This window comes from Chromohalobacter sp. (assembly GCF_039830575.1).
Taxonomy (GTDB): Bacteria; Pseudomonadota; Gammaproteobacteria; order Pseudomonadales; family Halomonadaceae; genus Chromohalobacter; species Chromohalobacter israelensis.
This window is the reverse complement of sequence record NZ_JBDOOX010000008.1, coordinates 39,834-66,358: the sequence shown is the minus strand read 5'-3', so window position 1 is coordinate 66,358 and position 26,525 is coordinate 39,834. Positions and strand designations below refer to the sequence as shown.

At 65.2% G+C, this 26,525-nt stretch carries 25 protein-coding genes; 11 read left to right on the top strand and 14 right to left on the bottom strand.

What is annotated here, in order from left to right; genetic code table 11:
• From rpsK to rplQ, 4 genes are all read left to right on the top strand, one after another.
• The gene (gene rpsK, locus ABGX75_RS06770; protein WP_011505752.1) at nucleotides 1–387 is read left to right on the top strand and encodes a 30S ribosomal protein S11; all 387 of its coding nucleotides are present in this window, start codon (nucleotides 1–3) and stop codon (nucleotides 385–387) included.
• A gap of 12 nt (nucleotides 388–399) precedes the next feature.
• Entirely contained in the window at nucleotides 400–1,020 is a 621-nt protein-coding gene (gene rpsD / locus ABGX75_RS06765) for a 30S ribosomal protein S4 (RefSeq protein ID WP_011505753.1), read from the top strand.
• A gap of 91 nt (nucleotides 1,021–1,111) precedes the next feature.
• Nucleotides 1,112–2,113, top strand: a complete 1,002-nt coding sequence (gene rpoA, locus ABGX75_RS06760; RefSeq protein ID WP_011505754.1) for a DNA-directed RNA polymerase subunit alpha — start codon at nucleotides 1,112–1,114, stop codon at nucleotides 2,111–2,113.
• Between the two features lie 39 nt (nucleotides 2,114–2,152).
• A complete protein-coding gene (gene rplQ, locus ABGX75_RS06755; protein WP_011505755.1) occupies nucleotides 2,153–2,536 on the top strand; it encodes a 50S ribosomal protein L17 in 384 nt (127 codons plus the stop codon).
• Nucleotides 2,537–2,619: 83 nt separating this feature from the next.
• Here the strand turns inward: rplQ and uvrA are convergent, their stop codons facing one another.
• Complete coding sequence (gene uvrA / locus ABGX75_RS06750) at nucleotides 2,620–5,493, bottom strand: excinuclease ABC subunit UvrA (RefSeq protein ID WP_347410926.1); 2,874 nt, start codon at nucleotides 5,491–5,493, stop codon at nucleotides 2,620–2,622.
• A 244-nt stretch (nucleotides 5,494–5,737) separates the two neighbouring features.
• On the opposite strand from uvrA, the gene ABGX75_RS06745 reads away from it, so the two are divergent.
• Complete coding sequence (locus tag ABGX75_RS06745) at nucleotides 5,738–7,120, top strand: MFS transporter (protein ID WP_347410925.1); 1,383 nt, start codon at nucleotides 5,738–5,740, stop codon at nucleotides 7,118–7,120.
• A gap of 33 nt (nucleotides 7,121–7,153) precedes the next feature.
• Nucleotides 7,154–7,720, top strand: a complete 567-nt coding sequence (gene ssb / locus ABGX75_RS06740) for a single-stranded DNA-binding protein (protein WP_011505758.1) — start codon at nucleotides 7,154–7,156, stop codon at nucleotides 7,718–7,720.
• Between the two features lie 9 nt (nucleotides 7,721–7,729).
• Here the strand turns inward: ssb and norR are convergent, their stop codons facing one another.
• The gene (norR, locus tag ABGX75_RS06735; RefSeq protein WP_347410924.1) at nucleotides 7,730–9,298 is read right to left on the bottom strand and encodes a nitric oxide reductase transcriptional regulator NorR; all 1,569 of its coding nucleotides are present in this window, start codon (nucleotides 9,296–9,298) and stop codon (nucleotides 7,730–7,732) included.
• 251 nt (nucleotides 9,299–9,549) lie between these two features.
• Between norR and hmpA the strand changes: the two genes are divergently transcribed.
• Nucleotides 9,550–10,731 carry an NO-inducible flavohemoprotein gene (hmpA, locus tag ABGX75_RS06730; RefSeq protein WP_035415377.1) on the top strand — a complete coding sequence of 394 codons (1,182 nt, stop codon included), beginning with the start codon at nucleotides 9,550–9,552 and terminating at the stop codon, nucleotides 10,729–10,731.
• Between the two features lie 61 nt (nucleotides 10,732–10,792).
• On the opposite strand, the gene ABGX75_RS06725 is transcribed toward hmpA, so the two are convergent.
• Nucleotides 10,793–11,662 carry an SMP-30/gluconolactonase/LRE family protein gene (locus tag ABGX75_RS06725; protein WP_128689790.1) on the bottom strand — a complete coding sequence of 290 codons (870 nt, stop codon included), beginning with the start codon at nucleotides 11,660–11,662 and terminating at the stop codon, nucleotides 10,793–10,795.
• Nucleotides 11,663–11,815: 153 nt separating this feature from the next.
• Here ABGX75_RS06725 and ABGX75_RS06720 point away from each other — a divergent pair, with 153 nt between their 5' ends.
• Both ABGX75_RS06720 and ABGX75_RS06715 read left to right on the top strand, forming a co-directional pair.
• Nucleotides 11,816–12,688 carry a sugar nucleotide-binding protein gene (locus ABGX75_RS06720; RefSeq protein ID WP_043558899.1) on the top strand — a complete coding sequence of 291 codons (873 nt, stop codon included), beginning with the start codon at nucleotides 11,816–11,818 and terminating at the stop codon, nucleotides 12,686–12,688.
• On the top strand, nucleotides 12,685–13,440 hold the full coding sequence (locus ABGX75_RS06715; protein WP_347410923.1) for a lysophospholipid acyltransferase family protein: 756 nt from the start codon (nucleotides 12,685–12,687) through the stop codon (nucleotides 13,438–13,440). Before ABGX75_RS06720 ends, ABGX75_RS06715 begins: the two co-directional genes overlap by 4 nt.
• Before the next feature lie 97 nt (nucleotides 13,441–13,537).
• Here ABGX75_RS06715 and fabB read toward each other — a convergent pair whose 3' ends face one another.
• Both fabB and fabA read right to left on the bottom strand, forming a co-directional pair.
• Complete coding sequence (fabB, locus tag ABGX75_RS06710; RefSeq protein ID WP_011505764.1) at nucleotides 13,538–14,755, bottom strand: beta-ketoacyl-ACP synthase I; 1,218 nt, start codon at nucleotides 14,753–14,755, stop codon at nucleotides 13,538–13,540.
• A 13-nt stretch (nucleotides 14,756–14,768) separates the two neighbouring features.
• Nucleotides 14,769–15,284 (bottom strand): 3-hydroxyacyl-[acyl-carrier-protein] dehydratase FabA, encoded by a 516-nt coding sequence (gene fabA / locus ABGX75_RS06705; protein WP_011505765.1) that lies wholly within the window; start codon nucleotides 15,282–15,284, stop codon nucleotides 14,769–14,771.
• 213 nt (nucleotides 15,285–15,497) lie between these two features.
• On the opposite strand from fabA, the gene ABGX75_RS06700 reads away from it, so the two are divergent.
• Nucleotides 15,498–17,333 carry a GGDEF domain-containing phosphodiesterase gene (locus ABGX75_RS06700; RefSeq protein ID WP_011505766.1) on the top strand — a complete coding sequence of 612 codons (1,836 nt, stop codon included), beginning with the start codon at nucleotides 15,498–15,500 and terminating at the stop codon, nucleotides 17,331–17,333.
• On the opposite strand, the gene ABGX75_RS06695 is transcribed toward ABGX75_RS06700, so the two are convergent.
• From ABGX75_RS06695 to ABGX75_RS06655, 9 genes are all read right to left on the bottom strand, one after another.
• Nucleotides 17,302–17,784, bottom strand: coding sequence for a DUF2878 domain-containing protein (locus tag ABGX75_RS06695; RefSeq protein WP_011505767.1), 483 nt, complete (start codon nucleotides 17,782–17,784; stop codon nucleotides 17,302–17,304). The two genes, ABGX75_RS06700 and ABGX75_RS06695, sit on opposite strands and share 32 nt — an antisense overlap.
• A gap of 3 nt (nucleotides 17,785–17,787) precedes the next feature.
• Nucleotides 17,788–19,047 (bottom strand): cyclopropane-fatty-acyl-phospholipid synthase family protein, encoded by a 1,260-nt coding sequence (locus ABGX75_RS06690; RefSeq protein ID WP_287125109.1) that lies wholly within the window; start codon nucleotides 19,045–19,047, stop codon nucleotides 17,788–17,790.
• 2 nt (nucleotides 19,048–19,049) lie between these two features.
• Nucleotides 19,050–19,835, bottom strand: coding sequence for a DUF1365 domain-containing protein (locus tag ABGX75_RS06685; protein ID WP_287125106.1), 786 nt, complete (start codon nucleotides 19,833–19,835; stop codon nucleotides 19,050–19,052).
• Entirely contained in the window at nucleotides 19,832–21,157 is a 1,326-nt protein-coding gene (locus tag ABGX75_RS06680) for an FAD-dependent oxidoreductase (protein ID WP_347410922.1), read from the bottom strand. The genes ABGX75_RS06685 and ABGX75_RS06680 overlap by 4 nt, the downstream gene beginning before the upstream one ends.
• A complete protein-coding gene (locus ABGX75_RS06675; RefSeq protein WP_011505771.1) occupies nucleotides 21,154–21,948 on the bottom strand; it encodes an SDR family NAD(P)-dependent oxidoreductase in 795 nt (264 codons plus the stop codon). The genes ABGX75_RS06680 and ABGX75_RS06675 overlap by 4 nt, the downstream gene beginning before the upstream one ends.
• 41 nt (nucleotides 21,949–21,989) lie before the next feature.
• A complete protein-coding gene (locus tag ABGX75_RS06670) occupies nucleotides 21,990–22,436 on the bottom strand; it encodes a nuclear transport factor 2 family protein (protein ID WP_011505772.1) in 447 nt (148 codons plus the stop codon).
• Between the two features lie 45 nt (nucleotides 22,437–22,481).
• Nucleotides 22,482–23,903, bottom strand: coding sequence for a deoxyribodipyrimidine photo-lyase (gene phrB, locus ABGX75_RS06665; protein ID WP_347410921.1), 1,422 nt, complete (start codon nucleotides 23,901–23,903; stop codon nucleotides 22,482–22,484).
• A 28-nt stretch (nucleotides 23,904–23,931) separates the two neighbouring features.
• Nucleotides 23,932–24,849: a MerR family transcriptional regulator gene (locus ABGX75_RS06660; protein WP_347410920.1), complete on the bottom strand. Its 918-nt coding sequence runs from the start codon at nucleotides 24,847–24,849 to the stop codon at nucleotides 23,932–23,934.
• A 229-nt stretch (nucleotides 24,850–25,078) separates the two neighbouring features.
• Nucleotides 25,079–25,447 (bottom strand): CbiX/SirB N-terminal domain-containing protein, encoded by a 369-nt coding sequence (locus ABGX75_RS06655; RefSeq protein WP_011505775.1) that lies wholly within the window; start codon nucleotides 25,445–25,447, stop codon nucleotides 25,079–25,081.
• A gap of 174 nt (nucleotides 25,448–25,621) precedes the next feature.
• Between ABGX75_RS06655 and ABGX75_RS06650 the strand changes: the two genes are divergently transcribed.
• Nucleotides 25,622–26,518 carry a TIGR01777 family oxidoreductase gene (locus tag ABGX75_RS06650; RefSeq protein WP_011505776.1) on the top strand — a complete coding sequence of 299 codons (897 nt, stop codon included), beginning with the start codon at nucleotides 25,622–25,624 and terminating at the stop codon, nucleotides 26,516–26,518.
• Nucleotides 26,519–26,525: the final 7 nt, after the last annotated feature.

The following is a 26,525-nucleotide window of genomic DNA, read 5'->3' as shown; positions in this document are numbered from 1 at the left end:
ATGGCTAACCCGCGTAGTAACCGTAAAAAGGTGAAAAAGCAGGTAGTGGATGCGGTTGCCCACATCCATGCCTCTTTTAACAACACGATCGTGACGATCACAGACCGCCAGGGCAACGCCCTTTCCTGGGCGACTGCCGGTGGTTCGGGTTTTCGTGGTTCTCGCAAGAGCACCCCGTTCGCTGCTCAAGTGGCAAGCGAACGTGCAGCGACCGCTGCAGCCGAGTATGGTGTGAAAAACGTCGACGTGCTGGTCAAGGGCCCCGGTCCCGGCCGTGAATCCGCCGTGCGTGCGCTCAATGCCGCGGGTTTCCGTGTGCAGAGCATCACCGACGCGACGCCCGTTCCCCATAACGGCTGCCGTCCGCCGAAGAAACGCCGCGTTTAAGGAGACAGATTCATGGCACGTTATATTGGACCGAAGTGCAAACTGTCTCGTCGTGAAGGCACCGACCTCTTCCTGAAGAGCGGTGTCACTCCCTTCGAGAAAAAGTGCAAATCCGAGCAGATCCCGGGTGTCCACGGCCAGCGCCGTCAGCGTCTTTCCGACTACGGCTTGCAGCTTCGCGAGAAGCAGAAAGTGCGCCGCATGTATGGCGTACTCGAGAAGCAGTTCCGCAACTACTACAAGGAAGCCGCTCGTCTCAAGGGCGCGACCGGTGAGTTGTTGCTGCAGCTTCTCGAATCCCGACTGGACAATGTCGTCTACCGTATGGGCTTCGGCTCAACGCGCTCCGAAGCGCGTCAGCTGGTCAGCCACAAGGCAATTGCCGTGAATGGCCGTACCGTCAACGTGGCTTCCTATCAGGTCAAGCCCGGTGACGTGGTGTCCGTTCGTGAAAAGGCCAAGAACCAGGCGCGTATTCAAAATGCCCTGGGGATCGCCGCCAACCGTGGCGATGTGGCTTGGATCGACGTCGACTCCAAGAAGATGGAAGGCACTTTCAAGGCTGTCCCGGAACGCGGCGACCTGTCTGCCGACATCAACGAAAACCTGATCGTCGAGCTGTACTCGAAGTAATCGTGCAGCCATTGCGCGATGCCGCCAGGCCCCATGCCAGGGCCTGGTTTCGAGTACCGAGTATCCGTTTGGCAGCCTGAAAGGTGTTCTTATGCAGCGTTCAGTGACAGAGTTTCTCCGTCCTCGCGACATCAAGGTCGAAGAGATCAACGCGAATCATGCGAAGATCGTGCTCGAGCCGTTCGAGCGTGGTTTCGGCCATACCCTGGGGAATGCTCTGCGTCGCATCCTGCTGTCTTCCATGCCCGGTTGCGCCGTTGTGGAAGCGGAGATTGAGGGCGTTCTGCACGAGTACAGCGCCATCGAGGGCGTCCAAGAGGACGTCATCGAGATTCTCCTGAACCTCAAGGACGTTGCCGTCAAGATGCACGGTAACCGTGACGAGGTGGTTCTGGCGCTGAGCAAGCAGGGGCCGAGCGTGGTCACCGCTGGCGATATCGCCGTCGATCATGACGTCGAAATCGTCAACCCGGATCACGTCATCGCGCACCTCAACGACAGCGGCGAGCTGAAAATGCAGCTCAAGGTGGTTCGCGGTCGTGGCTACGAGCCGGCGGATACCCGTGCTTCCGAGGAAGACGAATCGCGTGCGATCGGCCGCCTCCAGTTGGATGCGACCTTCAGCCCGGTACGTCGTGTGTCCTACTCCGTGGAAGCCGCGCGTGTCGAGCAGCGTACCGACCTCGATAAGCTGATTATCGACTTGGAAACCGACGGCACCCTGGACCCGGAAGAAGCGATTCGCCGCAGTGCGACCATCCTGCAAGAGCAGCTGGCCGCGTTCGTCGACCTCGAAGCCGATAAGGAACAGGAAGTCGAAGAAGAAGAGGATCAGATCGATCCGATTCTGCTGCGCCCCGTAGACGATCTCGAGTTGACCGTCCGCAGCGCCAACTGCCTGAAGGCCGAGAATATCTATTATATCGGTGATCTGATTCAGCGTACCGAAGTGGAGCTGTTGAAGACCCCGAACCTCGGCAAGAAATCCTTGAATGAAATCAAGGACGTTCTGGCAGCGCGCGGTCTTTCCCTCGGCATGCGGCTGGAAAATTGGCCGCCGGCGAGCCTGAAGGACGACAAGGCCTCTGCGTGAGTGCCGACTCGAGTCCCAGTTTGGTAAGGAATTTCAACCATGCGTCATCGTAAGAGTGGTCGTCACCTCAATCGTACGAGCTCGCATCGCCATGCCATGTTCAAGAACATGTGCGTGTCGCTGGTCGAGCACGAAGTCATCAAGACTACCCTGCCCAAGGCCAAGGAACTGCGTCGTCATATCGAGCCGCTGATCACCCTGGCCAAGCAGGACAGCGTCGCCAACCGCCGTCTGGCCTTCAACCGTACCCGCTCGAAGGAAGCGGTCGGCAAGCTCTTCAATGAGCTGGGCCCGCGTTACGTCGAGCGTCCGGGCGGCTATGTGCGTATTCTCAAGTGCGGTTTCCGCGCTGGTGACAATGCGCCGATGGCTTATGTCGAGCTGGTCGACCGTCCGGTCGTCGAAGAAGCCGCCGAAGAGTAATCTTCGCCAGGCTTTGCCATCTCGGCACGAGAAAACCGGCCCCATGGGCCGGTTTTTTTATGCCTGTCGAAAGCGTGCAGCGTTCAGGTCTCGAGCGTGCTTGGGGTGCGTGCCTTGTTCGCTGGCGCCGTGCGCTTGTCCAGCAAGGGCTTGAGAAAGCGCCCGGTGTGGGACTGCTCGAGCTTGGCCACCTGTTCCGGGGTGCCCTCGGCAATGATGCGGCCACCGCCTGAGCCTCCCTCGGGGCCAAGGTCGATCAACCAGTCCGCCGTCTTGATGACATCGAGGTTGTGTTCGATGACCACGACGGTATTGCCATGGTCGCGCAGGCGGTGCAGGACCCCCAGCAGTTGCCGAATATCCTCGAAATGCAGCCCGGTGGTGGGCTCGTCGAGAATGTAGAGCGTCTTGCCGGTGTCGCGCTTGGCGAGCTCGCGGGCGAGCTTGACGCGCTGCGCTTCGCCGCCGGAAAGCGTGGTCGCGCTCTGCCCAAGGCGAACGTAGGACAAGCCCACGTCCATCAACGTCTGCAGGCGCCGGGCGATCGCCGGGACCGGGCTGAAGAATTCCAGGGCCTCCTCGATGGTCATCTCGAGTACCTCGTGGATGTTCTTGCCCTTGTAGTGGATCTCCAGCGTCTCGCGGTTGTAGCGTTTTCCCTGGCACACGTCGCAGGGCACGTAGATGTCGGGCAGGAAGTGCATCTCGACCTTGATCATGCCCTCGCCCTGGCAGGCTTCGCAGCGCCCGCCCTTGACGTTGAAGCTGAAACGCCCCGGCTTGTAGCCGCGCGAGCGTGCTTCCTGGGTGCCTGCGAAGAGCTCGCGTATGGGCGTGAAGATGCCGGTATAGGTGGCCGGGTTGGACCGCGGCGTACGCCCGATCGGACTCTGGTCGATGTCGATGACCTTGTCGAGCAGATCCAGCCCCTCGATGTGCCGGTAGGGGGCGGGTGTCAGTGACGTGGCGCGATTGAGTTCGCGGGTGGCTACCGGCATCAACGTGGAGTTGATCAGTGTCGACTTGCCCGAGCCCGACACGCCGGTGACGCAGACGAACAGCCCCAGGGGCAGTTCGAGCGTCACGTTCTGCAGGTTGTTGCCGTTGGCGCCGGTGAGTCGCAGCATCTTTTCCGGATTGCCCGGGATCCGATGGGGCGGGATCTCGATGCGCCGCTGGTCGGAGAGGTACTGGCCGGTCAGCGATTCCTCGCTCTGCTCGATCTGCTGGGGCGTGCCCTGTGCGACGATGCGTCCCCCGTGCACGCCGGCCCCGGGCCCGATGTCGAGCACATGGTCGGCGGCACGGATGGCGTCTTCGTCGTGCTCGACGACGATGACCGTGTTGCCCAGGTCGCGCAGGCGTTCGAGCGTCTTGAGCAGGCGGTCGTTATCGCGCTGATGAAGACCGATGGACGGCTCGTCGAGAATGTACATGACCCCGACCAGGCCCGCACCGATCTGACTGGCCAGGCGAATGCGCTGGGCTTCGCCCCCCGACAGGGTGTCGGCACTGCGTTCCAGGGTCAGGTAGTCGAGCCCCACATTGACCAGGAATTCCAGCCGTGAGTGGATCTCGTGCACGATCTTGACGGCGATCTCGCCCTTGCGTCCCGACAGCTCGAGTGTCGCGAAATACTGCCAGGCCTCGCCGATCGGCAGGTGTGCCACCTCGGGCAGCGGGCGGCCGTCGACATAGACATGGCGCGCCTCCTTGCGCAACCGAGTCCCCTCGCAGGAGGGACAGGGCTGCACGGCCAGGTACTTGGCCAGGTCTTCGCGCACCATGCTCGATTCGGTTTCGCGATAGCGCCGTTCCATGTTGGGCAGGACACCCTCGAAAGCATGCTCGCGGGTGACCTTGCGGCCCCGGTCGTTGACGTAGCTGAAGGTGATCTGGTCATGACCGCTGCCGCGCAGCACCACCTCGCGCTCGTGCCGCGCGAGATCCTGCCATGGGGTCTCGAGCTTGAAGCGATAATGCTCGGCGACTGCCTGCAGCTGGTTGAAGTAATACACGCTGCGCCGGTCCCAGCCCTTGATGGCACCTTCTGCCAGAGACAGTTCGGGATGGCTGATCAGCTTGTCGGGATCGAAGTACTGACGCACGCCGAGGCCGTCGCAGGTCGGGCAGGCGCCGGCGGGATTGTTGAACGAGAACAGCCGCGGCTCGAGCTCGGCGATCGAATAGCCGCATACCGGGCAGGCGAAGCGTGCCGAGAACACGATGTCGTCGCGTTCGCCGTCCATGTCATGGACGACGGCGATACCGTCGGCCAGACCGAGCGCGGTCTCGAAGGACTCGGCAAGACGCTGAGCGAGTCCGTCGCGGACCTTGACGCGGTCGACCACCACGCTGATGTCGTGCTTCTTGTTCTTCTCGAGCGGTCCGAGCTCGTCGAGCTCGACGGCCTGGCCATCGGCCATGGCGCGGACATAACCCTGAGCGCGCAGCTCGGTCAGCAGTTGCTGGTGCTCGCCCTTGCGCCCGCTGACCACCGGTGCCAGCAACATCAGCTTGCTGCCCTCGGGCAGCGCCAGCACCTGGTCGACCATTTGCGAGACGGTCTGTGCCTCGAGGTCGATGCCGTGCTCGGGACAGCGCGGCGTCCCGGCGCGTGCGTAGAGCAGGCGAAGATAGTCGTAGATCTCGGTGATCGTGCCCACGGTCGAGCGCGGGTTGTGCGAGGTCGACTTCTGTTCGATGGAAATCGCCGGCGACAGCCCTTCGATGTGGTCGACATCGGGCTTTTCCATCATCGACAGGAATTGGCGGGCGTAAGTGGAGAGCGATTCCACGTAGCGCCGTTGTCCCTCGGCGTAGAGGGTGTCGAAGGCCAACGACGATTTGCCGGAACCGGACAAGCCGGTCACGACGATCAGCTTGTTACGCGGAAGTTCGACGTCGATGTTCTGCAAGTTGTGGGTGCGCGCACCCCTGACCAGAATTCTGTCCATGCCCACCTCGTGCCGGTTGCGCCGTGGCGGTGGCGCGGTCAAAGGATCGATTATAGAGCGTGCAACGGAGTCCGGGCAAAGCGCGTCCTTTCCTTGACGGGGACGCAGTCGGTAAAATGCGCATGAAAGGCGCCTCCCCACTCGCGATGCGCCGGCTTGTCTGTTCGTCACGGTCCGCTCCTGCGAGCCCTTCGGACCGATTTCGGTATCGAACGTTTCTTTTCCTCAACGACGCGACTCAATCATGTCTTCATCTCTACTTCGTACCGAGCGGCGCGCCATTTTCGGCCTCGCCAGCTTATACGCCACGCGCATGCTCGGTCTGTTCATGGTATTACCGGTCCTGGCGGTCTATGCCGAGGACCTGGATGGCGCCACGCCCCTGCTGGTGGGCATGGCGTTGGGCGGTTACGGTCTGACGCAGGCGATTCTGCAGATTCCCTTCGGGCTCATGTCGGATCGCTTCGGCCGCAAGCTCATCATCAGCGTGGGATTGCTCCTGTTTCTGCTGGGCAGCGTGATCGCGGCGCAGGCGACCTCGATCGGCTGGGTCATCGCCGGCCGCTGTCTGCAAGGCAGCGGCGCGGTCGCCGGTGCGATCATGGCGTTGCTCGCCGACCAGACGCGGGAGGAAGTCCGCACGGCGGCGATGGCGACCATCGGGCTGTCCATCGGTATCGCCTTCGGCGTGGCGATGGTCGTGGGTCCCCTGGTCGCCGACCCTTTCGGCCTGGCCGGCGTGTTCTGGTTCACGGCCGTGCTGGCGGTGGTCGGTCTGCTGGTGCTGTGGCGTCTGGTGCCGCGGGCGCCACGCTTGATGGCACACCGTGACGTCGGACTCGATCGCACGCAGTTGCGCGCGATGCTCGCGCGGCATGATCTGCTGCGGCTGGATTTCTCGATTTTCGCACTGCATGCCATTCTCACCGCCTGCTTCGTGGCCGTGCCCTTCCGGCTGGAAGCCCTGGGCATCGCCCCGGCACACCATGGCTGGGTCTATTTGCCGATCATGGCACTGGCCTTCGTGGGCATGGTTCCGCTGGTGATCGTGGCCGAGAAATACCGCAAGATGAAACCCACCTTTCTCGGGGCAGTGGCCTGGCTGACCCTCTGTCTGGCCGGGCTGGTGGAGTTTTCCGACGGCCGCTGGAGCCTGTTTGCCCTGCTCTGGGGCTTCTTCGTGGCATTCAACCTGCTCGAGGCGACGCTGCCGTCGATGATCAGCAAGCTGGCACCGGCGGGTGCCAAGGGCACGGCGATGGGCGTGTACTCCACCAGCCAGTTCCTGGGGGCGTTCCTGGGCGGCACCGCGGGCGGTTTCCTCTCGCAGCACTACGGGCTGAGTGCCGTCTTTCTGGGCGCCGCCCTGCTGGGTGCGGTATGGTTGGCGATTGTCTGGAAGATGCCGGCACCCCGCCATCTCTCGAGCGAGATCGTCGCCCTGGACGAGCGCTCCCTGGGCACAGTGGATACACTGATGGACCGCTTCGCCGCCGTGGCCGGTGTCGAGGATGTCATGGTAGTGCCCGACGAGCGTGTCGCCTACCTCAAGGTCGACCGGCAGCGGCTGGACGCGGAGGCGCTGGCCCGCGTTCTGGGTACCGAACCGGATCACAAGCGCGCCTGACGACGGGCGCTTAACTATTTCAAGGAGACTCACATGGCTCGCGGCGTCAACAAGGTCATTCTGATCGGCAACCTCGGTCAGGACCCGGAAGTTCGCTTTCTTCCCTCCGGCAACCCGGTATGCAATCTGCGTATCGCGACCACCGACTCGTGGACCGACCGCCAGAGCGGTCAGCGTCAGGAGCGTACCGAATGGCACACGGTGGTGATGTTCAACAAGCTGGCGGAAATCGCCCAGCAGTACGTGAAGAAAGGCTCGCGCATCTATATCGAAGGCCGCCTGCAGACGCGCAAGTGGCAGGGGCAGGACGGTCAGGATCGCTATTCCACCGAAATCGTCGCCAATGACATGCAGATGCTCGATTCGCGCAGTGGACAGGGAGGCGACTACGCCCAGCCCTCGCAAGGCGCGCCTCAGCAAGGCATGGGCCAGCCCGGTGGCGCGCCCCAGCAGGGAGGCGGCTACGGTCAGCCTCAGGGCGGTCCGCCGCCGCAGCAGCGTCCCCAGCAGCAGCCGCCGCAACAGGGCGGGCAGCAGGACAATTATGGTGCTCCCAATCCGGGCAACTTCGATGACTTTGACGACGAGATTCCGTTCTGAGTCGATCGTCTAGCGCTTGAGTCCCAGACGTTTGGCCAGGCGATGCAGGTTGCCGCTGTCGGTGCGCAAGGCACGGGCGGTGGCGGCCCAGTTGCCGTCGTGTGTGTCCAGCGCGCGGGCGATATGCTGACGCTGGAAGGCCTCGACTGCCTCGCGTAATGGCATGGAAGGGGCTGCCTCGGTCGCGGTGACGACGTTCGCGTCCGCCGGACGCGGTATCGGTGCCTCGCTCGAAGGCAGCTCCAGGTGGTGCGTGGCGATGCGAACCACGGCATCGCGGCGCGCGTGCCGTGTATCTCGGGGGCGCTCGCCGAAGGCGCGCAGCGCGGCACGCCCCAGCGTATGCTCCAGCTCGCGGATGTTGCCTGGCCAGTGCCAGGCCAGCAGGGCGCGCTCGGCCTCGGGCTCCAGGCGCAGGTTGGCGACCCCCAGGCGGATGCGGTTGTCCTCCAGAAAGCCCCCGGCCAGCAACAGTACGTCGTCGCGACGCTCGCAGAGTGGCGGCACACGCAAGGGGAAGACGCTCAGGCGGTGATAGAGGTCTTCCCGAAAGCGTCCGGCGGCGACCTCCTGGTCGAGCGCACGGTTGGTGACCGCGATGACCCGCACGTTGACGCGCTGGGGCGTTTCGCTGCCCAGCGGCTGAATCTCCCCCTCCTGCAGCACGCGTAACAGCTTGGGCTGCATGGTCAACGGCAATTCCCCGATTTCATCGAGCATCAGTGTGCCTTCGTGAGCCATGGCGAAGTGGCCGCGATGATCGCGTACGGCACCGGAAAACGCGCCGCGCCGATGCCCGAAAAGTTCGCTCTCGATCAGAGCCTCGGGCAGAGCCGCGCAGTTGACGCGTACCAGCGGTCCTTTGCGGCGCGAGGAAAGCGCATGCACTCGCCGGGCGAGCCGCTCCTTGCCGACCCCCGTCTCCCCGTGGAGCAATACGCTCATGTCGGTCGGCGCGACCAGCGCCAGGCTCTCGTCCAGTTGTCGCATGGCGGGACTGTGCCAGGCCGGCTCGCTGTGTCGAGGCGCGTCATGATCGAAGGTCTGGTCGAGCGCCTGGTTGAGACGCGAGCGGGTGTCGCTGAGCTGCTGGGCGAGCCGCAGGCAGGTCGCCATCAGGCCTGCCGCGGCGAGCAATTCGTCGTCATCGATGGCGGCCAGGCAACCGGGCGTCAGTGCGTCCAGCGTCAGCATGCCGAGCAGGCGGTCACCGTCGCGCAGGGCGACCCCCATGCAGTCGTGCACGTGACTCGAGGCGTCATCGAGCAGTCCATCGAAGGGATCGGGCAGCGTCGAGTCGAGAGGGAAACGGCACACGCCGGGATGGGCGGCGATCGCAGCCAGGCGCGGGTGTGCGTCCAGGGCGAAACGCCGGCCGCGGACCTCGTCGTCGAGCCCGAGCACCGCGACGGGCTGCAGGCCGTCGTCATGCGCGACCATCAGCGTGCTGGCATCGGCAGGGTAGCTGCCGACCAGTGCCGCCAGGAGCCGGGCCCAGCGTTCAGGGAGCGGGTCACGAGAATGGCCGGCGCTGAGGTCGGCGAGCAAGTCGCGCAGGGTATGCAGAAACGCTGTCATTTTCACACTCTTTCGGTGAATAGTGTCACATGGACAGGCTTTGTCGATGTCATTCTGACATCTGTCGTGCCCGGGGCAAGCCGAGGTGGCGGGCAGCGACGGAGTGGACAGGACATGAGCCCGCCTGTGACAAGGCCTGCAAGGCGAAGGCGTGGCACGATGTCGCGGTGGCGGCGCGCCGGGCCAGCTTGGCACTCTGCTTGCGATAGAGGGAATGCATCTTGTGCAGAACCTTTATCCAAGGAGTCGTCATGCTTACATCCGCCCAGGAATCCGTCATTGCTGCCACCACGCCCGTCGTCGCCGAACACATCGAGGCCATCGCGCAGCGCTTCTATCCGCTGATGTTCGCGCGCTATCCGGAAGTGAAGACGCTGTTCAACGCCACTCATCAGCATACGGGCGGACAGCCCCGGGCCCTGGCGGGCGCCGTCGTCGGCTATGTCCAGCTGCGCCACACGCCGCAGCGCCTCGACGAAGTGCTGGGCATCATCGTCGACAAGCATGTCTCGCTGGGCATACGGCCCGAGCACTATCCGATCGTCGGCGAATGCCTGATGGCGGCGATCGGCGAGGTGTTGGGCGATGCGGTGACGGACGAGGTCGCCGATGCCTGGGGGGCGCTATACGAGGAACTGGCGGGCTTGCTGATCGAGAAGGAAGCCCGCCGCTATCGCGACTTCGCCGCGCAGCCGGGGGGCTGGGAAGGTACGCGGACCTTCCGTATCGCCGCCAAGCGCCCCGAAAGCGCCGTGATCACCTCCTTCGTGCTGGCGCCGGTGGACGGCGGCCCCGTCGCCGCGCATCGCCCTGGGCAATACATCGGCTTCAAGCTGACGATCGACGGCGAGATCGTGCATCGCCACTATAGCCTGTCAGCCTCGCCCGACGGGGAGACCTACCGCGTATCCATCAAGCGCGAGGAGGGGGGCAAGGTCAGCCGCCATTTCCATGATCGCCTGGCCGAGGGCGATACGCTGGAGCTGTTGCCGCCGGCCGGCCATCTGACGCTGGACGAGGGCACATCGCCGGTGATGTTGATCAGCGCGGGCGTCGGCCAGACCCCGATGGTGCCGCTGGCACGGCAGGCGCTCGCCGCCGGGCGCCGGGTGGTCTATCTGCACGCCGCGCGCGATGGGGCGGTGCATGCCTTCGCGGACGAACTGGCGCGACTCGAGGCGGATTACCCGGCGTTGCTGGAGGTGATCACCGTATATTCGCAGCCACGGGCGGAAGATGCACCGACGCACGGCGGTCATGTGGACGCCAACCTGCTGTCGCGCTATCTGCCGCGCGACGCCCAGTGCTACCTGGTCGGGCCGGCGGGGTTCATGCGCAACATGGAGGCTGCGCTGAGCGCGCTCGGTGTCGCGGCCAGCCGGCGGCATCATGAGTTCTTCGGGCCCGCCGAGCCGTTGGACAGCGCCGCCTGAGAAGGCCGCGCTCCTGAACGCCACGCCAGCCGGCGTGGCGTTTTGCATGGTGGCGAGTGTCTCAGGGCGCGGGACGATACGCACATGGAGGCATGCCACGCAGGCCGGGTTCGGTCACGAACAGTGAGCCTGCCTTGGGTTCGTTATCGCGGCCCACGGCTGCGGTGGTAACATACAGGCGTGACAGGTCGTCGCCGCCGAAGGTGCAGCAGGTCACGCGCGAGGCAGGCACCTCGATGTGCCGGTCGCGCGTGCCGTCAGGCCGGAAGCGTGTCACGCGGCCGCCGTCCCAGTGGGCGATCCACAGGCCGCCCTCGGTGTCGCAGGTCATGCCATCGGGATAGCCGTCCGCCTCGCCGAAGCGCAGATGCACCCGCTTGTCGCTCAGGGTGCCGTCGGTGTGCCGTGTGAAGGCATACACGGTGCGCGCGGGGCTGTCCGTATGGTACAGCGTCTGGCCGTCCGGGCTGATCGCGGGGCCGTTGGTCACGGTATAGGGCGTGTCGAGTGTCTGCAGGCCGCCGGCATCGAATCGCCAGAGGGCGCCGCTGGCGTGGCGTTCCGCGTCATCCATGGTGCCGAACCATAGACGTCCTTCCGGATCGGCCTTGCCGTCGTTGAGGCGTTGTCCGGGGCGATCGGCGACCGGATGCGCCAGGGTCTCGAGCACGTGTGGGCCGCCTTCATCCAGTTGCAGGCGGACCAGGCGCGAGCGCAGGCCGGCGACGAAGCCGCCGTCATGGTGGGGGGCCAGCCAGCAGCAGGCTTCCTCGAGCGACCAGCAGTGCGTGGTGTCGTCGTCGGGCATGTAGGCCATCAGCCGGGCGCCGAGGATGTCGACGAATACCAGGGCCTGCAGTTCGCTGGACCAGAGCGGGCCTTCACCCAGTTGAGCGCGGCCATCCCACGCTTGGCGCACGGCGAGTGTCATGGAGCGTTCTCCTTGTCATGTCTCGACGCGCCGGGCGTGCGCGTCCTGTCGGCGGGAATGAGGATGACAGACAATGCGACGATGGGCGAGTATGTGCCCCTGCCGACGGCATTGCCGGCGAATCGAAACGACAAGCATGCGAGAGGAGAGACCGTGAAGCTGTTGCTGGCGGATGCGGGACACTGTTTGAGCCTCGCCCTGGCGCGCGAGGCGAACCGGCGCCGGGATACCGAGTTGGTCATCGTCGAAGGGACGCAGGTCACGGCTCGGATACTGGCCGAGGCGAAGCCGGATGCCTTGATCGTGCCCCCGCTGGCGGCCCCGGCGCGGCTGGCGCCCGCCGAGGTCATGGCGCATGCCGATGCGGTCGAGGCCAATCTCGAGTTGTGCCGCGAGTACGGCGTGCCGCTGGTGTGGTGCGTCTCCGACGAACTGTACGAGGACGGCGGCGATGGGACGCTCGACGAGCATGTCACGCCCGCGCCCCGTGACGAGAGCTTGAAGCGCTTGATCGTGGCCGGCGACAGCGTCCGTCAGCGCTTGCCGCGGCATCTCATCGTGCGTCTGGGACCTTTGTTCGCGCTCGAGGGCGCGCATGCCTGGCTTCCCGGGCTGATCGACACCCTGCTGGCCGGGGAGACGGTGCGTGCCGCAGAGGACGTCATCCTGTGTCCGACCTCGGCGGACGCCGTGGCCATGGCGCTGATCGGCATGTTGCAGCAGCAAGGGTGCGGGGCCGAGGCATGGGGAGCCTACCATCTGGCGGGCACCGAGCCGGTCAGCCCCTATACCTTCGCCTCCGTGGTGCGTACCCAGCTTGCCACCCATCTGGAACGCCAGGGGCGCGACCTGACGCTGGGGACCTTGCAGGCCCTGCATCATCACCATGATCACCCCTTGCGGCGCGTGCTCAACTGCCGTCGCGTGCTGGATGCCTTCGGCATACATCAGAAGCCATGGCGGCTCGAGCTGAGCCGGATGCTGGACGACTGGTGTCGGCTGCACGACAAGGAGGCGGCGACATGAATGTGCTGCGCAGCGTGTTGTTCTACGCCGGTTATTTTCTGGCCTTGCTGGTCAGTGGCCTATGCCTGCTGCCGATCGCACCCCTGGTCCCGCTGTTTTCGCGGTTTCGACTCCTCAACCTGCATAACCGCTTCATTCTGCGCTGGTTCGCGATCGCCTGCGGGGTCCGCTACCACGTCAGGGGGCGCGAGAACGTGCCGGAAGGCCCTTGCGTCGTGCTGGCCAATCACCAGAGCGAATGGGAAACCCTGTTTCTGCAACTGCTCAAGGTGCCCATCTGCACGGTGCTCAAGCGCGAGCTGCTCAATCTGCCGGTCTTCGGGTGGGGGTTGCGCTTGATCAAGCCCATCGCGCTGGATCGCTCGCGGCCGTCGCGGGCCATGCGCATGGTACTGGAGCAGGGCATGCAGCGGTTGTCGGAGGGGCTCTCGGTGCTCATCTTCCCGGAAGGCACTCGTGTGGCGCCGGGGCAGCGCAAGCGCTACAACAAGAGCGGCGTGGTGATCGCCTGTCGCGCCGGCGTGCCGGTCCTCCCGGTGGCTCACAACGCCGGCGAGCACTGGCCGGGCAAGCATTGGGTCAAGAAGCCGGGACATCTGAATGTGGTCGTGGGCGCGCCGATCGAGACGCAGGGGCGCTCGACCGAGGACGTGCTGGCCGAGGTGGAGCACTGGATCGAGGCGCAACTCACCGAGATATCGGCGGTACCGCGCCCCGCCGCCGAGGGGGAGGCTGCCAAGGTTCCCGCTTGATGGCCACGCGGCGAGATCCCGCGGATGATCAAACGCAAGGGGCGCCTCTCGAGAGGCGCCCCTTGGCATTACGCGACCGCAAGCGGTATGGCGCCGATCAGTCCCGGTAGCGTTGCAGGACCAGACAGGCGTTGGTGCCGCCGAACCCGAAGCTGTTGGACAGCACGCGCTCGATGGCGGCGTCGTCGCGCCGCGTTTTCACGATATCGAAGCCCTGCGCGGCATCGTCGAGTTCGTCGATGTTGGCCGATGCGGCGATGAAGGCGTGCTCCATCATCAACAACGAGTAGATGGTTTCCTGCACGCCGGTGGCCCCCAGCGAGTGGCCGGTCAGCGACTTGGTGGAGCTCATGGCCGGCGTGGTGTCGCCGAACACTTCGCGTATCGCCTTGAGTTCGGCGATGTCGCCTACGGGCGTGGACGTGCCATGGGTGTTGATGTAGTCGATGGGGCCGTCCACTGTCGCCATGGCCTGGCGCATGCAGCGGGCGGCGCCTTCACCGGACGGTGCGACCATGTCGTAGCCGTCGGACGTGGCGCCGTAGCCCACGATCTCGGCGTAGATCTTGGCGCCGCGTGCCTTGGCGTGCTCCAGCTCCTCGAGAACGAGCATGCCGCCGCCGCCGGCGATGACGAAGCCATCGCGCGAGGCGTCGTAAGGGCGTGATGCCGTCTCGGGGGAATCATTGTAACTGGTCGACAGCGCACCCATGGCATCGAACAGGCAGGACAGCGTCCAGTGCTCTTCCTCGCCGCCGCCGGCGAAGACCACGTCCTGCTTGCCGAGCTGAATCTGCTCGACGGCACTGCCGATGCAGTGAGCCGAGGTGGCGCAGGCGGAGGAAATCGAGTAGTTGACGCCCTTGATCTTGAAGGGCGTCGCCAGGCAGGCGGACACGGTGCTGCCCATGGTGCGCGTGACGCGATACGGCCCGACCCGACGCAGCCCCTTTTCGCGCAGCACGTCGGCGGCCTCGACCTGGTTGGCGCTGCTCGCGCCGCCGGAGCCGGCGATCAGGCCGGTGCGTTCGCTGGATATGTCACTCTCTTCGAGTCCCGCGTCGCGGATGGCCTGGTCCATGGAGACATAGGCGAAGGCCGCCGCGTCGCCCATGAAGCGGCGTAGCTTGCGGTCGATCAAGGTATCGAGATCGATGTCGACCACGCCGGCCACGTGGCTGCGGAATCCGCGTTCGGCGTATTCGTCCTTGAAGCGAATACCCGAGCGTCCGTTGCGCAGCGCGTCCAGTACCTGTTGCTGGTCGTTGCCCAGGCAGGACACGATGCCCAGGCCGGTGACTACCACTCGTCGCATGGAAGCCTCCCGATCAGAAGTTCGCAGTGGAGGTAAACAGGCCGACGCGCAAATCGTTGGCCTGATAGATTTCACGACCGTCCACGGAGACGGTGCCGTCGGCAATGCCCAGGATCAGGCGGCGCGTGATTACCCGTTTCATGTGGATATGATAGGTAACCTTGTTGGCATCCGGCAGGATCTGGCCCGAGAACTTGACTTCGCCACAGCCGAGCGCGCGTCCGCGTCCGGGGTGACCCAGCCAGCCCAGATGGAAACCGACCAGCTGCCACATGGCATCCAGGCCGAGGCATCCGGGCATGACGGGGTCGCCGGGAAAGTGGCAGTCGAAGAACCACAGGTCCGGGTGGATGTCGAGTTCGGCGATGAGCTCGCCCTTGCCGTAATGGCCGCCTTCTTCGCAGATGCGGACGACACGGTCGAGCATCAGCATGTTGGGAGCCGGCAGTTGTGCATTACCGGGGCCGAAGAGTTCGCCCTGGCTGCATTGCAGCAGCTCCTCACGCTCAAAAGAGTGTTGCTTGGTCACTGAGTCGTTCCGAGAGTCGAAATTGTGGTGCGTCGCAGAGCACGGACGCCCTAGTCTACTGGCAGTGCCGGATGAATGCACGCCGAGCCAGCCTACCGGGCGCGCTCATCGGGTGCAATCCGCGGATGGGTGCGGGTTGCGCCCATCGCAAGAGAAGGGGCATGATGCCTGCAATTCAACGAACCTCCATTTGATTCGAGCCGATAACACGCCATGTGGTCCGTCTTCACGCTCAACCGTCCCCTGGTCTGGACGGGCATTGCCGCCATGGCTTCCATGAGCCTCTTGCCGACGCTGATGTTGCGAATGGCGGCATTGGTCGTGGTGCTGGTGGGAGGATGGGACGCCTGGCGGCAAATCCGTCTGGAAGCGACGCGTCGTCGCTTGACCGAGACGGCCCTCACCTTGTCGCCCGATGGCGTGTTGATCTCCAACGCCCAGAACCGTATCCAGGCGGTGAACCCGGCCTTCACGCAGATCACCGGTTACAGCGTCGACGAGATTCGCGGCCTCGACCCTTCGGTACTGTCGTCCGGACGCCACGACAAGGCCTTCTACGAACGATACTGGCAGACCCTCAATGCCACCGGGCAGTGGGAGGGCGAGGTCTGGAATCAGCGCAAGCATGGCGACGAGTTCCCCGAGTGGTTGCGGGTGCACGCCGTGACCGATGCCAAGGGACGCGTGACGCACTACGTGGGGCTGTTTACCGACATCAGCCGCCACAAGGCGCGGGAGCAGGATCTTCAGCGCATCGGCTTCGAGGACCCGTTGACCGGGCTGCCCAATCGGCGGCGCTTGCACGACTTGCTGGCATCACGCCTGCAGCGCCTGCGGGCGGGGGAGGAGCTGGACATCGCGCTCATCGATATCGACGGCTTCAAGGCGGTCAACGATGCCATGGGCGTCGACAAGGGGGACCGTCTGCTGTCGCGTTTCGGTCAGCGGCTCGCGGCCTTCGTCGCCGGGGGCGTGGTGGGACGCCTGGGGGGCGACGAGTTCATGGCCATCCGCACCACGACCTTCGATGATCACGAGCAATGGGTGGAGGAACTGCGGGGACACCTCAGCGAGCCCTTCGAGATCGGCGAGACGCCGCTGCGCCTGGGGCTCACCATCGGCAGTTGCCGGTCCCCCGACGATGGCCGCGATGCCGGGGTCCTGTTCCAGCGGCTGGAGTCGGCGCTGTATGCCGCCAAGCGTCATGGGCGCAACCACAGCCGTCGCTTTCGTCCCTCGCTGGAGGTGGAAGGCGATCCGCAGCTCGAACTGCTCAACGAATTGCGCCAGGCGCTGGCGCATGGCACGCAACTGGAGCTTTTCTACCAGACACAGCACTATCTCGACGATGGACGGCTGGCCGGGATGGAAGCCCTGCTGCGCTGGTACCATCCGACACAGGGCATGATTTCGCCGGCCAGCTTCATTCCCCTGGCCGAGCGTCACGGGTTGATGAGCGCGCTGGGCGACTGGGTGATCGAGCGCGCCTGCGCCCAGGTGGCGGCCTGGCGCCAGCAGGGGGTGTCGTTCGTGCCGGTGTGGATCAACATCTCCGCGGTGCAGCTCATCCAGGGCGACCTCGAGGCCAAGCTGTCCGCCAGTCTGGCCAAGTATCACGTGCCGGCCGCCATGCTGGGGCTGGAGCTGACCGAATCGGTACTGCTCGACGAGCGGGCCGGGGATATCTCGGCGCGACTCGTCGCTCTGCGCGACAAGGGCCATCCGATCGCCATCGACGATTTCGGTACCGGCTATTCCTCGATGGCGTATCTCAAGCAACTGCCGGTGGACAAGCTGAAACTCGACCGGGCCTTCGTGCGGGCCCTGCCCGAGGACAGTGCCGACGCGGCGATCACCTCGGCGGTACTGGCCATGGCGCGGGGGCTGGAGCTGGACGTGGTCGCCGAGGGCGTGGAAACCGAGGAGCAGCGTGACTTCCTCCTGGCCCAGGGGTGCGCCATGGTACAGGGCTTCCTCTATGCGCGCCCCGAGCGGGTTGCCGATGTCGAGGCGCGCCTCAGGCGCGACGCCGAAGTGTCGCTGCCCTGAACGCCAGCCAGCCGCACAGGCTACCCCACACCAGGGCTTGTACCGCCACCGCCCAGGGCGCCAGCGTGACCTCCGCCAGACGTGCCCCGCCGAGATAGGAACTGGGGCCACCCAGCACACCGCCCAGCACGGCCAGCCATGGGTGTGACCAGAGCCAGGCCAGCGAGTGGTGGATGGTGGTCGCGAAGAGCGGCCAGAGCAGCCACAACCACAGCGGGAGTCCCGCGCTCCCGGTAAACCGCATGCCTCCTGCGTAGGTCAGGGCGCCGTCCACGAGGGCGCCGAGCAGCGCGAAGCCCATCAGCCAGCGCCATTCGCCGGGTCGCCCCAGCCATGCCAGGTGGAGTGTCACGATCACGCCGACCGCAGGGATCGCCCACGAGGTCCCCCCGAGCACGCAGGCCAGCCAGCCGACTTGAAACGCCAGGGCGTTGATGACCTTGCCGAGCATGGCTCAGAGCGCGCCGGTGAGCGGCGCGCGACGGTTGCCCGGCTTGGCCAGCAACCATTGCGAGGTGCCGATGGTACGTTCCAGAAAGCCGCCTTCGCAGTAGCACAGATAGTAACGCCACATGCGCATGAAGCGTTCGTCGTAGCCCAGTTCGCCGATGCGCTCGAGGCTGGCCTCGAAACGCTGGCGCCACTCGCGCAGCGTGCGCGCGTAGTGGGCCCCGATCTCGTCGAGGTCGAGCACGTTGAGCTGGGTACGCCGTGTCATGCTGTCGAGCATTGCCTGATGCGAAGGCAGGAAACCGCCGGGAAAGATGTAGCGCTTGATGAAGTCGACATCGCGCTTGGCGGCGGCATAGCGCTGGTCACGGATGGTGATGGCCTGGATCAGGGCCAGGCCGTCGTCCTTCAGCAGTCGGTCGACGGTGGCCAGATAGGTATCCAGATACTGGTGTCCCACGGCCTCGATCATTTCCACCGAGACCAGGCGGTCGTAGCGTCCCTCCAGCGCGCGATAATCCTGCTTGAGCAGCGTGATGCGGTCCTCGAGACCGGCCTCGCGGATACGTCGAGCGGTATGCGCGTATTGCGCCTCGGAAATGGTCGTGGTGGTGACATGGCAGCCGCGAGTGCGCGCTGCATAGAGCGCCAGCCCGCCCCAGCCCGTGCCGATTTCCAGTACGTGATGCTCGGGACCGATATCGAGCTTGTCGAGGATGACGTCCAGCTTGTAGGTGGAGGCGTCTTCCAGACTGGCATCTGCGTGGGGGAAGATCGCGCTTGAGTAGAGCCAATGCTCGCGGTCGAGGAAGGTCTCGAACAGGTCATTGCCCAGGTCGTAGTGCGCCGCGATGTGCCGCCTGGCACGTGCGGTGGTGTTGCGACGCAGTGCGTTGAGGGCGCTCAGCGCGCTCTGGGCCAGTCGCGCGGGGCCTTTTTCCAGGCCGCCGTTGACGTGTTCCAGGTTGCGCGCCAGCAGGCGGATCAGCGTGACCAGGTCGTCGCATGTCCAGAGCCCGTCCATGTAGGCTTCGCCCGCGCCGACGCTGCCGCCCAGGGCAACGCGTCGCCACGCACGTGGATCGTGGATGCGAAGCCGGGCCGTCAAGGGGCCACCCCGCCCGAGACGGTGCGTGCAGCCGTCCTCTTCGACGATCAGCACGCCACCGTCGAGCGTGGCGAGCTGCTGCAGCAGGCGGGGCTTGAGCCAGCGTGTGAGACGGGCATCGAGCGAGCGCCCTGGGCTGGTGTCGGAGTGTGTCATCGTCACGGCGATTTCTCCTCGCGACGTGGGTGCGAAAAAAGCGGGACACGTTTGCACCACAGGCGCACGGCCTCGAAGTGGATGGCGGCCAGTGTCTTGAGGCTCATCCAGGGCGCTCGCGCCAGGGCCGCAAGCCAGGCACGCCGGCCGGCCGGCGCAAACGTCAATGTCAGGGTGGCGTCGAAGTGACGCGTGGCGTCGCGCCAGACATCCATGTGCATCGAGAGGTGCGCGCCGGGGGTGTTGAAGCGCCAGCGGTAGCGCATGTCCATGGGGTTGAACGGCGAGACGTGCAGTGCCTTGTCGAAGTGCGCAGCGTGGACATGGCGTGTCGGTGTCACGCGACTGGCATAGACCTGGCGTTCCCGCCATGGCGTGTTGGTTACCTCGCCGAGGATCGCGCACAGGCGTTCCTCGCGATCATAGGCGTAGTACAGCGTGATGGGATTGAATCCCACACCGCAGAGACGCAACTGCGTGAGCATTCGAATGGGACCGTCGGGGAGCTCGCCGAGCTCTGCATGGAGCCGCTGACGAACCGCCGTCTTGAGCGGCAGTCGGGCAGGACCCAGATAGTCCTCGCGACGAAAGCGGGCCAGGGCCATGCGTCGAGCGCTGAACCCGGGCAATGCATCGAACAGGGCGGGCAGTTCGTCGAGATCCAGCCACGCCATCCACATGCGGTAGGTGAAGGCATGCGGGCGAGGCGTGAAACGCCGATGACGAAGCGTGCCCCAGGCCACGCGGCTATGCGTGACGGGGTGCCGGACGTGTGCCTCCTGGCTCATGCCGGTTCCTCGGTCTGCTCGGTGTACGGAACGGAGGTCGTCGCGGGTGCGCCGGGTTCGTCGCAGCCCAGTGCTCGGGCGACTCGCAGGGCGCTCCAGACGCCATCCTCATGAAAGCCATGACGCCAGTATGCGCCGCAGAAATGAGTGCGCCGGTGCGTCCCGGAAATTTCCGCATGGCGCCGTTGCGCGGCGGCGCCGGCCACCGTGAAGCGTGGGTGACGGTAGGTGAAGCGACGCAGCATGCAGTCGGGGTCGATGACCTCGCTGTCGTTGAGCGTCACGCAAAACGGTGTCTCGCTCGTCAGGCGTTGCAGGCGGTTCATGTCGTAGGTCACCGACACGCGCGCGTCGTCGGCGCGGCCGTCGATACGGTAGTTCCAGCTCGCGCGGGCGCGCTGTCGGCGCGGCAGCAGGCGGGTATCGGTATGCAGCACGACCTGGTTGTCCTGGTACGGCAGGGCCTCGAGGATCTCGCGCTCCGCGGCACTGGGCGCGGCGAGCATCGCCAGGGCCTGATCGCTGTGGCAGGCGAGTACCACCTGGTCGAAGCGCTCTTGGCCGCGTGGCGTGGTCAGCGTCACGCCCCTGGCATCGCGCACGATGTGCCATACCGGGCTCGCAAGCCTGATGTTGGCGGCATAGGACGATGTCAGCGGAGCGATGTACTGCCTTGAGCCGCCGGGCAGCGTGTACCACTGCGGGCGATTGTTCACCGACAGCAGGCCGTGATGATGAAAGAAGCGCACGAAGGAGGCGAGCGGGAAATGGGCCATGTCGTGCTCGCTGGCGGACCAGATGGCGGCGCCCATGGGCAGCAGGTAGCGGCGCTGGAAGTCCAGGCCATAGCCCCCGCGTGTGAGGTACTCGCCCAGCGTCAGGGTGCTCGGCAGGGCATCGCGCTCCAGGTCGCGTACCGCCTGGCGGTTGAAGCGCAGGATATCGCGCAGCATGGCGTAGAAACGCGGCCGGAGCAGATTGCGACGCTGCGCGAACAGAGTGTTCAGCGTGTGGCCGTTGTATTCGAAATCCTCGTTGACGGCATGCACCGAGAAGCTCATTTCGGTGGGCTGCATCGGAACGCCCAGATGCGCCAGCAGGCGCTGGAAATGCGGATAGGTGCGATCGTTGAAGACGATGAAGCCGGTATCGATCGCATGCTGATGGCCGTTTACCTCGACATCGACGGTGGCGGTGTGTCCCCCAAGGCGCTCGTTGGCCTCGAACAGCGTGACCGCATGGCGCTGGGCGAGATAGTGCGCGCAGGCCATGCCCGAGATGCCGCCGCCGACCACGGCGATGCGTGAACGGGGAGTGCTCATGAGCGGCCCTCCGTATCGGCATTGCGCGTGAGCCGCAGCCCCAGGCGGTGGCGTAGTACGGGCGGCAGTATGCCCGCCAGCTTGACCAGCCAGGTGAAGCGACGCGGGAAGTGAATGTCCAGCGAGCGTTTTTCCAGGCCGCGCAGAATCGCTTCCACGGCCTCGTCGACCTCGACGCGCATGGGCATGGGAAAGTCGTTGCGCTCGGTCAGCGGCGTGCGCACGAAACCGGGGTGGATAAGGCTGACGTCGATTCCTTCCGCCGCCAGGTCGAGGCGCAGGGACGCGAGGAAATAGCTGATCGCGGCCTTGGAGGCCCCATAGGCTTCGGCACGCGGCAGCGGAAAATACGCCGAGGCACTGGAAACGGCCGCCAGCTGAGGGCGCCGGTGCGCGTCTCGAGCCCGACGGAGCAGCGGCAGGGCGGCATCCACGGCATACAGGGTGCCGTGCAGGTTGGTGGTCAACACGCGCTCGACGAGATCGATATCGAAGTGACGTGCATCCAGATACTCACAGGTGCCGGCATTGAGCAGGGCCAGCTCGAGTCCGCCAAAGACGGCCGCGATACGCTCTCCGGCCTCGCGGACCGAGGCCCGGTCGGTGAGGTCGGCGGGGACTACCAGCGCATTATCGAAGGGCGCCGCGAGGGCTTCCAGGGCGTCTCGCCGGCGCGCTGTCAGGGCCACGCGGTGTCCGTCTTGCAACAGCCGCTTGGCCAAGGCTTCGCCGATACCGGACGTGGCGCCGGTCAGCCAGATACGTTGGGGTGCCGCCAGTGGGGTTGCCATGGGCTCTCCTCCAGATACCTCGCGCATGGGGCACGGGATGCCTAGCGCGAATGGCGCGCCGGGTCCACGCGCCGCTTGAGCCAGCGAATCATCGTTCCGAGCAGGGGAACGTGTTCATAGAGCATTGCACCGGCGTCGAAATGGTCTCGATGCCGGCAGATCCGATCACCGCGAAACGTCAGCTGCGAGCACCCCGAGATGCACACCGTTCGCCCGCGGGCGAGCCGGGGATGCGCCAGATGCAGCGTCCAGACCAGCAACGCATCGTCGCCCTCGCGAAAACGCTGCGTTACTTCGAACCGGCATGTCTGGACATTGGCCAGCATGTCCTCGTAGTAACGCATCAGGGGAGCGCGGCCCTCGATGTGATGTAACGGGTCGGTGAATTCCACATCTTCAGTGTAGAGGTTTTCGAGGGATCTTGTACACCTCTTGTCTAATTTTTCAAAGACACGGCAAAAGGTCGCCAGTGCGGTGTCTTGGCTCATGTTGCCCCCGTGGCTGGATAAAGTGTCAGTGAAACAAGTGTTCGCTCAGCTCGACAGCGACTTGAACGCGTCCAGGGCGCGCTGTCGGGCCGCCTTGTGGTCGACGATGGGGAGGGTGTAGCCGGTGTCGCGACGTTGCGCTTCGCTGGGGAAGAAGCGCGACTTGACGGCAAGGGGAGCCAGCTCGGGAAGCCAGTGCGCGATGAAGCGGCCCTCGGGATCGAAGCGTTCCGCCTGGGTGGTGGGATTGAAGATTCGAAAATATGGCGCGGCATCGGTACCGGTGGAGGCAGCCCATTGCCAGCCGCCGTTGTTGGAAGCGAAGTCGCCGTCGACGAGATGTCGCATGAAAAAGGCTTCGCCGCGCCGCCAGTCGATCAGCAGGTGCTTGGACAAGAACATTGCCGTCACCATGCGCAGGCGATTGTGCATCCACCCGCACTGGACGAGCTGGCGCATCGCGGCATCGACCAGCGGATACCCCGTACGCCCTTCGCACCAGGCGCGAAAGCCGGCATCGTCGTCGCGCCATGCCAGGTCGCGGGTATGCGGTTGAAACGGACGATGGCGGCTGATGTCGGGAAAGCTGGCGGCGATATGCAGGTAGAATTCGCGCCATATCAGCTCGTTGGCCCAGGCCGTGAGACCGGCATCGCCATCGGCCAGATGGCCGTCGTTGTCGCTCATGACCGCCTGCAGGCACTGGCGATGCGAGAGCATGCCCAGCGCCAGGTATGGCGAGAGCTCGCTGGTACCGGGCAGCGCCGGGAAATCGCGCTGGCGTCGGTAGTGGCGTCCACGGAAGCGCAGAAAACGTTCGAGACGGTCGCCGGCTTCCTCCTGGCCCGCCGGCCAGCGTGACGCGTCGAGCGGTGTGTCGCACGCGTCGGGAAGCTCGCGAGAGGGGGGCGGGTCGGCTTCGATGGCGAGCCTGGTCTGCGGTGCCGGTGCGTGCGTCAGGGCGAGGCGGTGCCCTTCGAGCTGACGATGCCAGGCCTTGGCGAAAGGCGTGAACACGCTGTAAGGCTCGCCCTTGCCCGTGAGCAACTCGCCCGGTGCATAGGCCACGGCATCGGTATGTCCGGTCACCGCGATTCCGGCATCGTGGAAGGCGCGCTCCACCGCTGCGTCCCGGCGTCGTTCGTTGAGCGGATACTCGCGGTTGAAATGCAGAGCGGTCACACCGTGTTGATGCGCCAGTTTCAGCAGGGCATCGGGGGCTTCGTCGTAGGTCTCGATGCGGCGCTGCAACAGGGGAATGTTGAGGCCCGAGAGGTGTTCGCGAAGCGCGGCCACGCCGCGCAGCCAGAAGTCGATCTTGTTGGCGCCGTGATCGTGCCGCTGCCATTGGGGAATGCTGGTCAGAAACACGGCGATGACCGGACCGCGTTCGGCGGCGGCGCTCAGCGCTCGGTTGTCGAGAGTCCGCAGGTCGCTGCGGAACCAGACCATCTGCAAGTCGGACATGCCAATTTTCCTGACGCGGTGGTACGAATCAGCGGCCCAGCAGCCCGTGCAAGCGGCTGAGCGCGGCGGGCAGGTCGTCACCCAGCGACGCGACCTGGGTGTTTTCCAGCTCCGCCTCCCGGATGCGCGTCACCGGTCCGACCAGGCACAGGGGAACATCGAGCTGTTCGCCCAGACGCGGCAACTGACGACGAATGAGGTCGCTGCGTTCGGCATGGCCGCTGGTCATCACCAGGGCATCCACCTTGAAGCGTTCCGCGGCAAGCGCCAGCTCGTTGATCGGCAAGTCGGTTTCCAGCCATTCGACACGAAAGCCCGATGCCGAAGCGGCGAGGGCGAGCAGCAGCGTGCGCAGCAGATCGCGCTCTTCAGGCAGGCGCACCAGCAGTAGTCGGGCGCCCCCCGTCACGTGGTTGGCGTGATAGAGGCGCATGCCGATTCGGGTGCGCAGGAAGCTTTCCAGCTGACGCCGCTGCAGTTCGGCACCGAACTGGTCGCTCCAGCGCTCCTCGAGTCGATCGACCACCGGCTGCCACAGCTCGGCGATGCACACGCTGGTGGGATAAAGCGCCATGCTGCGATTGAAGAGCGTCTCCAGCAATTCGCCATCCAGCGTGTCGACGGCCTGGAGCAACTGCTGCCGCTGACTCTCCCAGTCGCTGATGTCGGGAGGCGGCGCATCGTTGGCCGCCGGTTCGGACTGCTCGAGCAGGTCGCGTACCTGGCTGACGGGAACGCCGCGATTGAGCCATTGCAGGATACGCTCGACGCGTTGTATGTCCTCGCGTGCATAGAGGCGGTGCCCCTTGGGGGTGCGCTGCGGACGAATCAGGCCGTAGCGCCGCTCCCAGGCGCGCAAGGTCACGGAATTGACGCCGGTCAGCCGAGAGACCTCGCGGATCGGATACAACGGTGCGCTAGCCGGATCCATCGCCTGTTCACTCATGCGCTTAGGTTCCTCCTGTGAATCATGCCCCGATACGGATGGTCGCCAACGGTTGGCTGTGTCGTGGTGTCGGGGGACAAGGACAATCGGTGACATGACACCCACGCCGCCGGGCGGCGGCGCGTATTGTGCCCGCTACTCGCGGCGACGTCACCTGATGCCCGCCCGTTCAGCATGGGGTATGAAGTTGTACGTCGCAAGCGTTCTGTACAATTTCTATCACGTATCCTCATGCGCCGGCACGGGCGGTCACGATGCCTGCCAGGGCCTCGACGAAGGCGGGGTGCTGACCGACCGGGTCGAGAAGCGTCAGCGTGGCGTCGGGATATTGCGTGCGCAGCGCATCGAGTTGCGCGGGCACGTCCTGGCGCAGGTGACGCCCGGCGGCGAAGAACAGCGGCAGGATATCGATGCGCCGATGCCCCTGGGCGTGGCACTCGGCGACCCGCGTTTCCAGCGAGGGTTCGCTGAGCTCCATGTAGGCGACGACTGCCGGGGTCTCGAGGCGTGCTTGCAAGTCGCTTTCGAGCGCCTCGAAGGGCGCGCGCCAGCGCGCGTCGCTGGAGCCATGGGCGAGTAGGATCAAGGCGTGGCTCATTGAGCAACCTCCTGTCAGACGGTTCGTGACGACGGCGCATGAGTGACACCGCCTGGCGGCGCCCGCGTGGTGAATGGCCATGAGCTATGCTTTTCAACCGGGCCGTCGCGTGCTTACCTGGACAACTCTACCAAATTGTACAACGGTCGTATAATACGTATTCGGAGAGTCAATATGCGCATCTTGATCACGGGCGGCAGCGGCTTCGTCGGGCGCCCGCTGTGCCGACGCCTTCACGACGCCGGCCACGAGCTGCTGGTGGTGTCGCGCTCACCGTCGCGCGCGAAGGCGCTGCTTCCCGACGGGACCGAGGTCCGCGATTCGGTATTGGCGTTCGTGGACCGTGCGCCGGAGGCGATCATCAACCTCGCGGGCGAGCCCATTGCCGACAAGCGCTGGAGCGCTGCGCAAAAGCGTCGCCTGATCGACTCGCGCTTGACCGTCACGCGTGATCTGGTGACCTTGTGCGAGCGTCTGGACACGCCGCCGCGAGTGATGATCTCCGGTTCGGCGATGGGGTATTACGGGGACCAGGGCGATCGCGACGTGACCGAGCAGACGCCGCCTCAGGAGGAGTTCGCGCACCGTCTTTGCGCCGAGTGGGAGTCGGCGGCACTGGCGGCCGAGCCGCTGGGGGTGAGAGTGGTACTGCTGCGTACCGGGCTGGTGCTGGATGCCGGTGGCGGTACCCTGGCCAAGTTGCTGTTGCCGTTTCGTCTCGGGCTGGGCGGACGGCTGGGCAGCGGACGCCAGTACATGCCGTGGATCCACCGCGAGGATTGGGTGAGCATCGCGCTCTTCCTGCTCGAGCGCGACGACCTCGCAGGACCGTTCAATGCCTCGGCGCCCCATCCGGTGACCAATGCCGATTTCACCCGTGCCTTGGCGCGCCACCTGCATCGTCCCGCGGTGATGGCGGTGCCCGCCGGGGTCCTGCGGCTGGCCCTGGGAGAGATGTCGCGCTTGCTGCTGACCGGGGCACGCATGCGCCCCGCACGCCTGGAGGCGGCGGGGTTCGGGTTTCAATATCCGACGCTGGACAGCGCCCTGAAGGCGATTCTCGGCCGCTGACGCGAGG